This window comes from Methylorubrum aminovorans (genome assembly GCF_022179725.1).
Lineage (GTDB): Bacteria > Pseudomonadota > Alphaproteobacteria > Rhizobiales > Beijerinckiaceae > Methylobacterium > Methylobacterium aminovorans.
Genome location: NZ_BPRC01000022.1, coordinates 43,315 through 55,869, shown reverse-complemented (window position 1 = coordinate 55,869; position 12,555 = coordinate 43,315). Strand labels below are relative to the sequence as shown.

The window sequence follows — 12,555 nt, the reverse complement described above, 5'->3', positions numbered from 1 at the left end:
GGCCGTGGGAGATCTCGCATGCTCGCCCTATCCCTCGGCTCTTCACCCATCAGTTCGATTCCTCCGGACGATGGGCTCGTCGACCAACTCGCCCGCGCCTTTCTGCAGCAACTCGCACAGGACGAGCGCAGGCGGCTCAAGGCCAACCACCGCTCCAACTCCTACGACTTCGAGAACGAAGCGCTGATCGACGAAAGCGACGCCGTGGAGCAGATCATCGCGCAGGACGAGGCGAACCGCCCTGAAAGTACGCATGTACCTGTGCCCGCGGATCTCGCCGCCGTGGCCGTCATGCTCGCCCGCGCGGTCGCGGCGGAGCCCGATCTCGCGCGCCGGCTGCGCCGCGAGGCTCCCGTCGTCGCACTCGCCACCCATGTCGCCGATCTCGTCGAACCCCTCCGAATCGTCGCCGAGAAGTGCTTGTTCCGGCCCGACACCAAGGTCGTGGATCTCGCTGCCGGGCGAAGTCGTGAATTGACCCGCAGGCACGCCGCCCTGTTCGTCTGCGACGGGATCGGCCGCGATGCTCGACCGGAGAAGGGCAACGAGGTGATCGCCGCCGCCTTGCATGTCCGGGTCCCGATCGTCGGCATTGCGCCGGATCCGAAGCGTCAGCTGCCGCGCGACCTGATGCGGTCCGCCGAGCACAGGATCGCATTGCCGAGTCTTGATCAATCCGGCCTCGCTCTCGTCGTCGAGGCGGTCACGGGCGCTGCGCCTGCGCGCAGGATCGATCCCGATCTTCTCCGCATGATCGACATTGCCGATCTGCCCGTCGCCTTCCGCAGGATGGGCACGCCCGATGCCTGCATCGAGGCGGTGGAGCGGATTGTCGGCGCCAAGGCAGACTACCTCGGCGACGGACCTGCGCTGGAGGAGCTCGACGGCTATGGCGAGGCCAAGATCTGGGGCCTGGCCGTGGCAGCCGACCTGCGGGCATATCGCAACGGCCAGCTGAACTGGCCCGAAATCGACAACCGTGGGATGCTGCTCTCTGGCCCGCCCGGTGTCGGCAAGACTAGCTTCGCCCGCGCGTTGGCCAAGAGCGCACGCGTGCCGCTGGTGGCAACCTCGGTCGCCGAGTGGAACGCGGCCGACTACCTCTCAGGCACGTTGCAGGCAATCCGCAAGGTCTTCGCCCAAGCCAAGGCTCAGGCGCCCTGCATCCTGTTCATCGACGAACTCGACGGCATCTCCGACCGCGGCCAGATCCGGGGCGAGTACGTGCAGTACTGGACGCAGATCGTGAATCTGTTTCTCGAGCTTCTCGCCGGGGCCGACGAGCGGCCAGGCGTGGTCGTGGTAGCGGCCACGAACCATCCGGAGAAGATCGACCCTGCGGTGAAGCGGGCTGGGCGCTTGGATCGGGAGATTGCCATCGAGAAACCGGACACAGCCGCGCTCGCCAAGATCTTCCGCCATCACCTCGGTCGCGAGATCCTTCCCGACACACCGATGCTCCCTCTGGCACTGGCAGCGAGCGGCATGACGGGCGCTGACGTGGAGGCCTTCGTGCGACGTTCCAAAGGCACGGCGCGTCGCAACGGCAGAGCCGTGACCGCGGAGGACGTGCTGAGCGAGATCCGCCAGCGCCGGACGGCGGCGCCACCCGCGGTCAGGCGTCGCGTCGCGATCCACGAAGCCGGCCATGCGGTCGTCAGCCGAGCGCTCGGCTTCGGCACTCTCCTGGACTTGTCGCTTCATGACGGTGGCGGGCGAGCCCGATTTGAGATTGCGGTCGATGGTTCTGCGACGCTTCAGGAACTCGAGGCGGCGTTGGCATCGCTCCTGGCCGGCCGGATCGCCGAGGAGATCGAACTGGGCTCCGGCTCGATCGGCGCCGGGTTCGGCCCGGGTTCCGACCTCGCCATGGCTACCAGGATCGCGCGCGACATCGAGCTGAGCTATGGCCTCGGCCACCTTGGGAACGTCCATGTGGAGGCCGTCGCCACCCATATGATTCCGATCGCGGGCTTGCTGCCGGCTGTCGCCGAGCGCTTGCGTCGCGCCAGCGACCGGGCTCGGAGCATCCTGATGGAGCATAGGCCGGCACTGCAGGCGATCGCCCACCGGCTCGAGGAAACCGGCTACCTCGCTCGAGAAGGATTGGAGCACGTGTTGGCTTCAGCGGGGATGCAGATGAGCCGGGAGGCCATCGGGCCTGTCGGGCGTGTCGAGGAGGAGCGGTGATGTTCGCGCTGCCACCATCCGCCCTGGACATCGGCGACCTGCAACCGCTCTCGGAAGCGATCGACGCGCTGTGCGAAATCCTAGACGGCGACCGCGAGGTGGTCATCGAGGCTCTAGCCGAGATCGTCCGGAAGAGAGCCGAGTTCGAGGACCGCAGGCTGGAATCGGACCATCGTCGGGCGCAGCGATCGACCGACGAGCGTCCGTGATCCGCCTCTATCGGATGGCTCGAATTCCAAATGGGTGCAGGGTCAGGATCGAGGATCAGGGGTGCGAAAGGCATGCCGGAAGGTAGCCCCTCCCACGGGGGGCGGGTCACTCGGGAGACCGCCTCGTTCACAAAGCCAGAACCTGCTGTTGGAACAAAACAGGAACGCATGCTAGCGTGGACGATGCCCTTCCACAGGAGTCGCGCCGACGCGGTATTCGGACCGGCCAGTGTTTTCGTATCGGAGCAGGCATGGCTAGATACTCGAACGTCGTCGTCCTGATCCCCGGCATCCTGGGATCCGCCCTGTCCGGCCCCGATGGAACGACGCTCTGGGGCACGTCGGCAGCGGCGCTCTTCCGCAACGTGGCGACGCTCGGCCGCAGACTCGATGCGCTGATGCTGGCTGGGGACGATCCCGCGATCGATGATCTTGGAGACGGCATCAAGGCCACTTCGCCGATTACCGATCTCCATCTGCTGCCGGGGCTTTGGAAGATCGACGGCTACACCACGATCAGGACGACGCTCGTCGACAGACTCGGCCTGCAGCCGGGAGGAAACTACTTCGAGTTCGCCTATGATTGGCGGCGAGACAATCGGGTCGCGGCACGGGCGCTCGAACGCCAAGCCCGTACGTGGTTGGCCGACTGGCGAGAGAAGAGCGGCAACGGGTCTGCGCGGTTGGTCCTGATCGCCCACTCGATGGGGGGTCTCGTGGCAAGACACTTCCTCGAGGTGGCTGGCGGCTGGCAGGATACCGCCATGCTCGTGACGTTCGGAACGCCGTATCGCGGCGCTCCGAATGCACTCAAGGCGCTCGCCAACGGTCAGATGCTGGCCAGGGCTGCCGATGTTTCGGCGCTCGTCCGCAGCCTGACCTCGGTCTATCAGCTCCTCCCAACCTACGAAGCCTTCGTCGAGGCAGATTTCTCGACGGCGCGAATTGGCAATGTCTCCGGTATTCCGAACCTCTTGGCGGACCGCGTCGCCGCCGCCCAGGCGTTCCATGATGCCATCAGAGACGCGCAGGCTTCGAACGCGGCGAACGAGGCCTACGCGCGCGATTTCCGCATCATCCCCTTCATCGGGACGCAGCAGCCAACCTTCAACTTCGCCCGCGCGTCCAGCGAGGGCGTCGAATTGATGAGGCAGCACGCCGGGCAGAACCACGGCGGCGACGGTACGGTCCCGCGGGTTTCGGCATTGCCCGGAGAGATGCTCACCGACGAAGGGGCGTTCTTCATCGCCGACAGGCACGCCTCGCTCCAGAATTCGAACGCCGCACTGGCTCACCTTTGCGCACGCCTCGAAGGCGTTTCGATCGACTACGGGAAATTCCGCGACGAAGTCCTCGCTACGCTGAGCCTCGAAGTCGACGATGCGTACCCCGCCGACGAGCCAATTGAACTCAAAGCGTCCTGCAGTGCATACCGGCAGCGATTGCAATTCTCGATCCACGAGACGGAAACCGACGCGATCGCGGCCGAAGGCTGGCTTTGGAATTGCGGAGGCAAGGAGTTGAGCGGCGATGTCATGCTGGGACCCGGCGTGTATCGCTTACGGGTGACGGGCGAGGGAGTGTCGCCCGTCACGGATATCTTCACCGTCTTCTGACGGTCGTTCCACGGACACCGGCTGCCGCCGGCGATCCTTTCACCCTCCGATCGAGTGAAGCGTGTCAGACGGATCCGGCTCTGGTCTCTCGGGCGACGCTTGGCGGGTCTTCTTCGCCGAGCTGGACGAGGCGTATCCCGACTATTTCGACCGGATCACCGTGTCGCAGTACGGCGATCGCGCCGTCGTCAGCGGTGAAGTCCCGAGCGTCGATGCCAAGACCCGTATCGTCGCCCGTCTGAGACAGATGCCCGGCATCCGCGATGTCCTCGACCTGCTGATCGTCTCGGCTCCTCTCCGGCCGGCCCATCCCTGGGATCCGCTGAGCGGCGAACCGCCGCCGGAGACGGGTCGTGACAAGGCCTTGGAGACCAAGGCGGCTCCGCGGGACGACGAAGGTACGCGGATCATCCGCCATCCCTCGATCACCCCTCAAGGGGAGGCAGTGGCCGGCCGGAAGCTGCGGATCATGATCGATCTGGCCCTCGAGCCCAACGATACGACCCGTGGCGAGGCCGTGGTGCTGTCCGATCTGGACGAGGATTGGGAGGACGTCGCGATCCGGGTCCGGCTCGTCAGCGCCCACATGACGTTCGAAAAGGGGGCGAATGTCGGCACGGTCATCGTGCGAAGAAATCAAACTTCCCTGCCGACCTGCGTGGAGGGCATCGTCGTCGACGACGCGGATCTCGACATGATCCATGTGCGCGCCTTCTTCGACGGGAAGGGCGGGCATTACGGCGATGCCGAGCGGGCGATCGAACTCGTACGGAAGCAAGCTGCTCCGGACCCGAAGGAGAGGACGGTCGGCGAAGTCGTGATCGAGGAATCCCGCCGCCCCCCTGACATGACCATCCGGATCCTGTCCCTGCGCGCCAAGGACGCATACGACTGGGAGGCCCTATCGTACTGGACATTCGGTCCCGGGAATCGTTCAGGCGAGATCACGATCGACGAGAGCGCCACGGAGCATGCGGCCCAACTGCGGTCGCAAGTCGTCCAGTTGCAGCCGGGACAGCATCTGGCCGCCCTCAGGGGATTCGGAGATCTGATCTGGAACCTGACGCCCTCCGGGTTCCGGGATGTCTACTGGGCGTTCCGGCAACGGCTCGGAGCGAACTTCTCGATCCAGCTCGTCACGGACGAGCCCCACATCCAGTGGGAGCTCATGAAGCCGTTCAACTCCGCGACGAGCGAGGAGGCGGAGCATCTCATGCTTGATCACCCGATCGCCCGATGGGTTCGGAAATCCGACGGAAATCTCAGCCAGCGGCTCCCGCGGGGAGCGATCGCCACCTTCGCGCCCGGCTACCCCGACACCCCCCAGTACCGCCTGCCCTTCGCCGTCTCGGAATCCGTGTGGCTCTGCACGGAATTCGGCGCGATCCGGTGCACCGGGGATCGCGCGTCTTTTCTCAAGATCATGTCGGACGGCCTGCCGGACGAGAAGATCGGCATCCTCCACTTCGCCGGTCACGGCAGCTTCGACGGGTCCGACGTGAACGGCATTCTGATGGACGATGCCTGGGTCCGCCGTATCGAAGTCGATCATCGCGGGACGAAGCTCGGCGAGAAGGACGGGACCTTCGTCGTGTTCAATGCCTGCGACGTCGGGAACGTCACATACACGCTGGGCATGGTGGAGGGCTGGGCGTCCTTGTTCACGCAGCGCAAATTCAGCGGGTTCGTCGCGCCGCTCTGGCGCGTCGCCGACAGGCATGCGTCCGAGTTCGTTCGAACGTTCGTGAAGGGACTGCATAGCGACCAACTGGAACTCGGCGAAGCAATGCGCCGTAGCCGGGAAGCTACGGCGGATCTATCGCCGACCCCCTTCGCCTACGTCTGCTACGGTGATGTGCTGGCACGCGCAGTCTAGCGATCGAAGCGGTCAGTAGTCCGTCGTGGCGAGGGCCTCGACCAGAAGTCCCGCAGGCACCTTGGCAACTGCTTCGGTGACCAGATCGAGCTGGAGCGAGGAAGGACGCGTGCGGATGGAGACGACCAGGCTGAAGCGCACGCTCTTGTTCTCGTAACCGCCTCGTGCCCGATCGCTCCACCATCCTTTGACAGGGAAGATGGAGATGCCGTCACGCTCTGCGAGTTGATGGGCGCGGCCCTTCCATATGTCGTGGTGGACCGAGCCGAGCCGACGCCTCTGGAACCCGACGATCCATCCGTGGTCCAGCGTGGCTCCCGAAGGAATGTCGTCGACATCGACCTCCGCGAGTTCGTTGACGCGCAGCTGTGCCCGCTCGTCGGATTCCCCTGCGCGTTTCAAGTCGAAGCGCAGAGCATGCGACGCATAGCGTTCACGCCGATCCCTGCTGTCGGCAAGTGGATCCGGGTCAGCGAAGTACGAGAGGGTGCACCGCATCTCGACCTCCTCGTTGCGCAGGCTTGCCAGCGCCTCCTTGGGCCAGGGCAGCTTGAAGTACTTCATCTCGTTAAGGGCCATGCGGCTCTCGACGCGCTTGTAGGGCGTCAGCTCGTCCTCGATGACGAGCGTGAGCACGTTGGACGCGCTCGAGAACAGCCGCGTCTCGTTCGGGACACCCCAGCCGTAGCAGCTCAGGACGCGCGACCACGCCATCTGCTCGGTGTCGCCCTGCTTGAGTCCGAAGGCATGAAGCTCCTGCATCGCAGGCGTCCATTCTGCGGAATGGATCATCAGCCCACGGAGCGTCTCCATCCGGTAGCGCGGATATCGGGCCAGCAGACGGGTGGCGAGGCCTGCGGCATTCGCCGTGGCGGCGCTCGTTTCGCAGGTCAGGCCGAGTGGGTGCTGGGGGAGGTTCCTGTTGGTCGTCAGGACCATCAGACTGTGGGAATACCGCGATGAGAGGCCGTCCGGGTCCTTCTCGTGGTTTCCGCCTTCCATCACGATGTCCGGCTTGAACGCGTAGCGGCGGCTCCATCCCTGGGCGGTGCGTGCCGTCGGGCTGAGATCTCCTCTCGGAGCGACGAGGCGAAGACCCTCGGCGGTCTTGTCCGTGTTCGCGCCTACGGTCAGTGCATTGATGCCCTGGCCCGGCGGCTGGATCCGATGGTCGAGGTTTCGGCCTTCGTATTGAGCATGCTGATAGGGGGTCTCCGGGCTCGTCGGCACATTGCCGGCCGCGACGCAGAACAGGCGCGTGGATTCGCCGTCGTTCCAGGCAAGCTTGTCCAGAGCGGCCGACGTGCTCGTCTGACGTCCGTTGTCCTCCTCTCCCACCGCGGTCCCCGCCAGGCAGTACACCCGAGGATGCGGAGCCTGCTCGACGCGTGCGACCGCGCGCGTGATCGCGTCCCGTGCCGGAACGCGCGCCGCTCCCGAAGGAGCGATGACGGCAACGGATTCGAGTGCGGTGGTCAGTTCGATGGGATCCCCATCCGCTCCTTCCTGAAGGTACCGCTCGAGATTCTCGCCGAAGAGTGCGATACCTGCGGACTTCGTCCCGTGCCCGTCGTGATCCCCCGTTCCCCAGTCGGTCTCGATCGAATGGCAGCGCTGCCTCGGCAAGGCCGATGCGAGAAGAGAATGATTCCGGTTCACGCCGGTATCCAGAATGGTCGTGCGGGGCGCGGTCGCAGGAGGCGGACGCAGTCTCGATGCGACGTCGCCGACCAGATCCAGCCGTCCCTCGGGAACGAGATCGAGAACGTCGGCCGCGAAATTCGATGCGCCACGCAACTCGACCACGGCTGTCGTGATCCGAACGAGTTCGGAGATCTGCTCCCTGGTGGCGATGACGTTGACGAGGACCGTCTCGAGAAACTCCGTCGGTTCGCCCGACATGAGGATCTCGCGTCTCACGACCTCGTCGATGAACAGCTGCTCGAAGCCTCGCCGCAGCCAGACCTCCCATTCGGCAACGAGCCCTTCCTCGGGGAGCCGCTGCGCCGCATCCGCCCAGAGATCTTCGATCGTGGCGAGGCGGAATTGCTCTGCGCTTTCGAAGAGCCAGAAGCGCTGCGGCCGGTTGTCGGAACCGCCCTGCTCGTCGTCGTCAGCCGTAGCCTCTTCGGGGCCGACGGCGCCATCGGTCCATGCCTCGTATTTGTCGAGCGCCTTCAGCAGCGAGTCGAGGCTTTTGGCGTTGATGAAGAACGTCGCCTGATCCTGCCTTGCCCCGTTTTCGAACTTGGCATCCATGGGAGGATCCTGCCGCCGGACGGCGAGCAGCTTCACTCCTGGCGTGGTCGACCGCATCGTTCCGAGGACAAGGGCCTCGCCGCTACGGCCTTCGGCAGTCATCGGGAGACCGCTATTCTTGCGCTCGACGCCGATGGCGGTCTGAAGTTGCCGCACAGCCTTCAGTTCTTCCCGCAGGCTCTCGAGATCGGCTCTCAACGCCTGGGCGTGGGCCTCCCGATTGGTTACGGCCGACGGTCGTTTCGTCGTTCCACCACCTTTTCCCTGGAATTTCAGCGGTGCTTCACCGAGCCCTCGGATATGGATGTGCCTGTAACGAGGCATACTTGACGTTCCACCCTCAACTTTGAGTGGAGCTTATGTGTGAGCGGCCCGGGGCGGGTCAATCGCGATGCTGGGCCAAACGCTCCTTCAGGGCGTAAACGAGAAGCTTCGTGTCCATTCTGCCATCGTGATCGAGTACCGCATCGCGCGCGGCATCGTCGGCAGCCGCAGTCAGATCGGCATGGCTCAGATTGCGGGCGGCCTCGTCCAAGACGGACCAATCGAAGGATTCGCTATCGAAAAGAAGCAGATGGTTCCGCAGCACCCGGCGCGCTTCCTCCGGAGAAGGCAACGCATAGCTGAAGACGCCGTGGAAACGCCTGAAGATGGCAGGATCGAGAAGCATCCGATGGTTCGTGGCGGCGACGATGATGCTCGAGGAGTCGTCATCCTCCAGCAGCATCAGAAGCGACGTCAGCATGCGGCGGGCCTCGCCGATATCGTGCTCTCGCCCACGCCGAGTGGCGAGTGCATCGACCTCGTCGAAGAAATAGACGCCGCGCGCCTTCTGCATCGAATCGAAGACCAGTCGCAGCTTGGCGGCTGTCTCGCCCATGTATTTCGTGATGACGCCGTCGAGCTTGATCGTGAATAGCGGAAGGCCGAGTTCGCCGGCGATCGCCGCCGCGGTCAGGCTCTTGCCGGTTCCCGGAGGGCCTGAGAACAGGAACTTCCGGCGGGGAGCCAGACCTCTCTGCTCGAGCTTCTCCCGCTCGCGATGTTCCCTGACGACCCGACGCAGTCGTTGATCGAGGTTCTCGCCGACGACGAGATCGGAGAGCCTTCGTTCAGGATAGGCCGCTCGCATGAGAGAAGCGAGCTCGCCCCGCGGCGCGACCAGAGGAACCGGCTTGTTGCGGTCAGGCGAGGTCTGCTTCGCGCTTCGAAGGTGATTGACGATCGCGGACAGGTCCGCCGCCATCCGTCCGCGCCCTGCCTTTGCAGCGTCTTCGGCGATTTCCTCGGCGATCGACAGAAAGCGGTCGTCGTCTCCCGCCGCATGGCTGCGGATCATCTGGATGAGTTGCTGCGCGCTTGCCATGTCCGCCTCGCTACTCCGGGGTCTGCCCCAGCCCCGTCTACGTGTCGAGAGCGGCGACAAGCCGCTTCTGCAGATCGGGCATCAGATCCTGCAATTCATTAATTAATTGCAACGCTTTTTGCAATGACACGGCCAGTGCGGCATTCTCGCCTCCCTTCGGAGCAAGGCCTCGGCCGAGGTGATGATTGAGCTTGATCTGCAGCTTCCTCGAGAAGCGCCGACTTCGGACTGCGCGTGAGAGCGTCGAGGGCGCGACGCCAATGTCGCGAGATATCTTCGACAAGGACGTTCGACCATCGCTGCAGGCAGCACCGACTCGATCGGCGAGGTCTGGATCTTCGATTCCCTTCCGGCGGCCCATGCAATTATCGTTGCATCTATTTGACATAAACGCAACGATATTCGTGCGGCGAAAGGCGACTCAGAGCCTCCTACAGGCGGCAACAGCGACTCGATTTGCGGCAAAGGAAGATCACGGCAGTGCGTGCGGCGGCTCGTCCCGCTGCCAGCGGCCGCCCCCGCTTGCGCCGGGGCTACGATACGAACGCCGGGACCGAGCAAGCTCGGTCGTGCGTCGGCAGCCATCCGCCTCGAAGGCGTTTCGATCGGCCCTTTCGTGCACGGACAGCCGATCAGAAACGCCTTCATGGATTCAGCAATATTATAAGCACTCAAGTGTCCGCTTTATGCATCGACCAGTCGATAGGAGTTTTTCTTAGATGCCAAAATATGAGAAATAGTGATGAATTATAGATATAAGTCATTGAGCTATTTGAAGACACGACTTCGTGATGGTAGGAATAGAAAATAGATAAAGCTCCGCAAGCCGCATCAATGGCTTACCGGATTTGAGGAATTAAATGTTAGGTCGCGCTACAGCCCGCGCCGTGCAGCGGGCCCTCGATCAGGCGCCGGGCTGGCTGCTCCGGGCGGCCGGCGGGGGCGAGGGGGTCGCGGAGAAGGTGTTCCGGTCCCTGCCTCTCGAGGCGGCGGCGACGACCGGAAACACCCTCGCACCGGCTTTGGAGCACGCCCTGGGGCAGCGGCCCGCGCGCGGGGCCCGCGAGACGGCCTGATCCTCCGGTGTCGCGCACCACCGGACGCGATGATCCGGGTGTTCGTGCCGGGAGTGGGACCCATGGACAAGATCGCCGCAGAAGCCGCGCGCCTCCTCTTCGCCGACGGAGGCGCCGGCTGGATCGTCGCGGTGTTGCTGGGGGTGGCCTGTCTCCACCTCTACCGCGACGGCCTGCGGATGCTGGAGGCGCGCATCGCCGAGACGGGGGCCACCGCCGCCGCCCTGGAGCGCGCTTCCCAGACCAACGCCGCGGTGGCTGCCGCCCTGGAGAGCCGCACCCGCGTGCTGGAGGATCTGGTCCGGCTCACGGGCGAGACCGCCGGCGCCGTCGCGCGCAGCGACGAGCGTGCGCGGGAACGGTTCGAGGACCTCCTGCGGCGCATCGGCGAGCTGCAGCACCGGCCAAGCCTCTGACCTGTCACAGGAAATCTCCCATGCCTGCCCCTGCTTCCGCCGCCGGCCCAGACCGGCCCGCACGGCGGTCCTCCCGCCGAAGCCGGTCCCGCGCCGCTGTCGGGCGCTTGGCGGCGGCCCGTCACGGCTTCGAGCGCTCGCTGATCGCCCTGCGCCGGGCCGCGCTCGACGCCGTCGACAGCGGGGATCTCGCGATCCTCGCCCTGCGCGTCTGCGGCGAGCGCCGCCTTCGCGCGGGCGCCGAGTGAGTGCCCGCTACGGATGTGCCGCGCGCTTCCGACGGGGAACCCCCGGGACCGGTTCCGCCTTGTTCTCGGCAACATTGCCGACCCGGACATGGCCCTCGACCGTAAGACAGATTTCACGCCGCCTGCACCATCGAGGGCGTCCGCGCTCGCGAACATTCAGGACGCATTCAGTGCGCTGGCGCGACAGTCACCCCCGATGCGCCAAGCTCTCGCCCTGTTGATCGTCGTCTCGACCGCCGCGGTTCTCGCGGCGGGGGCGGTCGGCCCGCTTGCCGAGGAGACCGGAGCGCTTTCGCCCGCGCCGGCGCGGCAGGAGCCCCTGAACCGCGGCGACGATTGCCTCTCGCCCGCCGATCTGCGCGAGGCGGTGGCCGAGAAACGCGTCGTGCCGCCCATCGCCGCAATCCGCGCGGCACGCCAGATCATCCCCCGTGCCGAGATCCAGCGGGCGAGCCTGTGCCGGCACGAGGCGGGGCTCGTCTACCTGCTGACGGCCTTGCGCCGGGACGGGCAATTCATGCACGTCATGGTCGATGCCCAGTCGGGGCAAGTGAGCGGGCAGTGGTAAGGCGGCCGGTCAGGGCGCCCTTCGCCGCCCCGGATGAGGAGTAGCGACCGTGCGTCTGCTCGTGGTCGAGGATGACCGTGACATCAACCGACAGGTCGTCGCCGCGCTGGAGGAGGCCGGCTACGTCGCCGACAAGGCGTTCGACGGCGAGGAGGGCGGCTATCTCGGCGAGAACGAACCCTACGACGCCATCATCCTCGACATGGGCCTGCCTAAGGCCGACGGCGTCACCGTGCTCCAGAACTGGCGCCGGGCCGGAGTGAAGACTCCCGTCATCATCCTCACCGCCCGCGACCGCTGGTCCGACAAGGTCGACGGCTTCGACGCGGGCGCCGACGATTACGTCACCAAGCCCTTCCACATGGAGGAGCTGATGGCCCGCGTGCGCGCGATCCTTCGCCGCGCGGCCGGTCATGCCAGCAGTCAGATCTCGTGCGGTCCCGTCACCCTCGACACCCGCTCGGGCCGCGTCTTCGTCGACGGCGCCCCGATCAAGCTGACGAGCCACGAGTACCGCCTGCTCTCCTACCTGATGCACCACACCGGCCGCGTCGTCTCCCGCGCCGAGCTGACCGAGCACCTCTACGACCAGGATTTCGACAGGGATTCCAACACCATCGAGGTGTTCGTCGGGCGGCTGCGCAAGAAGCTCGCCGTCGATCTGATCCAGACGGTGCGGGGCTTGGGCTACCTGATCGATCCGAACCAGCCGCCCGGGCGAGGGTGAGCCG

Annotated in this window: 14 protein-coding genes; 9 read left to right on the top strand and 5 right to left on the bottom strand. The window is 65.3% G+C overall.

From position 1 onward, the window contains the following. Positions 1-42: 42 nt before the first annotated feature. On the bottom strand, positions 43-375 hold the full coding sequence (locus MFF24_RS21795; RefSeq protein ID WP_238227606.1) for a hypothetical protein: 333 nt from the start codon (positions 373-375) through the stop codon (positions 43-45). A 45-nt stretch (positions 376-420) separates the two neighbouring features. Here MFF24_RS21795 and MFF24_RS21790 point away from each other — a divergent pair, with 45 nt between their 5' ends. The 3 genes from MFF24_RS21790 (at position 421) to MFF24_RS21780 (ending at position 4,015) form a co-directional block, all read left to right on the top strand. After that, positions 421-2,190: an AAA family ATPase gene (locus MFF24_RS21790; protein ID WP_238227596.1), complete on the top strand. Its 1,770-nt coding sequence runs from the start codon at positions 421-423 to the stop codon at positions 2,188-2,190. Further along, entirely contained in the window at positions 2,190-2,399 is a 210-nt protein-coding gene (locus MFF24_RS21785) for a hypothetical protein (protein ID WP_238227584.1), read from the top strand. The genes MFF24_RS21790 and MFF24_RS21785 overlap by 1 nt, the downstream gene beginning before the upstream one ends. A gap of 251 nt (positions 2,400-2,650) precedes the next feature. Continuing rightward, positions 2,651-4,015, top strand: a complete 1,365-nt coding sequence (locus tag MFF24_RS21780; RefSeq protein WP_238227583.1) for a lipase/acyltransferase domain-containing protein — start codon at positions 2,651-2,653, stop codon at positions 4,013-4,015. A gap of 64 nt (positions 4,016-4,079) precedes the next feature. Here the strand turns inward: MFF24_RS21780 and MFF24_RS21775 are convergent, their stop codons facing one another. Continuing rightward, complete coding sequence (locus tag MFF24_RS21775) at positions 4,080-4,325, bottom strand: hypothetical protein (protein WP_238227581.1); 246 nt, start codon at positions 4,323-4,325, stop codon at positions 4,080-4,082. A gap of 159 nt (positions 4,326-4,484) precedes the next feature. On the opposite strand from MFF24_RS21775, the gene MFF24_RS21770 reads away from it, so the two are divergent. Next, positions 4,485-5,891, top strand: coding sequence for a CHAT domain-containing protein (locus MFF24_RS21770; protein WP_238227571.1), 1,407 nt, complete (start codon positions 4,485-4,487; stop codon positions 5,889-5,891). A 12-nt stretch (positions 5,892-5,903) separates the two neighbouring features. Here the strand turns inward: MFF24_RS21770 and MFF24_RS21765 are convergent, their stop codons facing one another. The 3 genes from MFF24_RS21765 to MFF24_RS21755 are packed head-to-tail and all read right to left on the bottom strand — an operon-like array spanning position 5,904 to position 9,877. Continuing rightward, the gene (locus tag MFF24_RS21765) at positions 5,904-8,474 is read right to left on the bottom strand and encodes a S8 family peptidase (RefSeq protein ID WP_238227569.1); all 2,571 of its coding nucleotides are present in this window, start codon (positions 8,472-8,474) and stop codon (positions 5,904-5,906) included. 58 nt (positions 8,475-8,532) lie between these two features. Next, positions 8,533-9,516, bottom strand: coding sequence for an AAA family ATPase (locus MFF24_RS21760; RefSeq protein WP_238227567.1), 984 nt, complete (start codon positions 9,514-9,516; stop codon positions 8,533-8,535). A 37-nt stretch (positions 9,517-9,553) separates the two neighbouring features. Further along, on the bottom strand, positions 9,554-9,877 hold the full coding sequence (locus MFF24_RS21755; protein ID WP_238227565.1) for a hypothetical protein: 324 nt from the start codon (positions 9,875-9,877) through the stop codon (positions 9,554-9,556). A gap of 499 nt (positions 9,878-10,376) precedes the next feature. On the opposite strand from MFF24_RS21755, the gene MFF24_RS21750 reads away from it, so the two are divergent. From MFF24_RS21750 to MFF24_RS21730, 5 genes are all read left to right on the top strand, one after another. Further along, on the top strand, positions 10,377-10,592 hold the full coding sequence (locus MFF24_RS21750) for a hypothetical protein (protein ID WP_238227563.1): 216 nt from the start codon (positions 10,377-10,379) through the stop codon (positions 10,590-10,592). A 62-nt stretch (positions 10,593-10,654) separates the two neighbouring features. Further along, the gene (locus MFF24_RS21745; RefSeq protein WP_238227561.1) at positions 10,655-11,008 is read left to right on the top strand and encodes a hypothetical protein; all 354 of its coding nucleotides are present in this window, start codon (positions 10,655-10,657) and stop codon (positions 11,006-11,008) included. A 20-nt stretch (positions 11,009-11,028) separates the two neighbouring features. Continuing rightward, on the top strand, positions 11,029-11,256 hold the full coding sequence (locus MFF24_RS21740) for a hypothetical protein (RefSeq protein WP_238227560.1): 228 nt from the start codon (positions 11,029-11,031) through the stop codon (positions 11,254-11,256). 196 nt (positions 11,257-11,452) lie between these two features. Then, a complete protein-coding gene (locus tag MFF24_RS21735; RefSeq protein WP_162940486.1) occupies positions 11,453-11,824 on the top strand; it encodes a PepSY domain-containing protein in 372 nt (123 codons plus the stop codon). Positions 11,825-11,873: 49 nt separating this feature from the next. Then, positions 11,874-12,551: a response regulator transcription factor gene (locus tag MFF24_RS21730; RefSeq protein ID WP_012453322.1), complete on the top strand. Its 678-nt coding sequence runs from the start codon at positions 11,874-11,876 to the stop codon at positions 12,549-12,551. Positions 12,552-12,555: the final 4 nt, after the last annotated feature.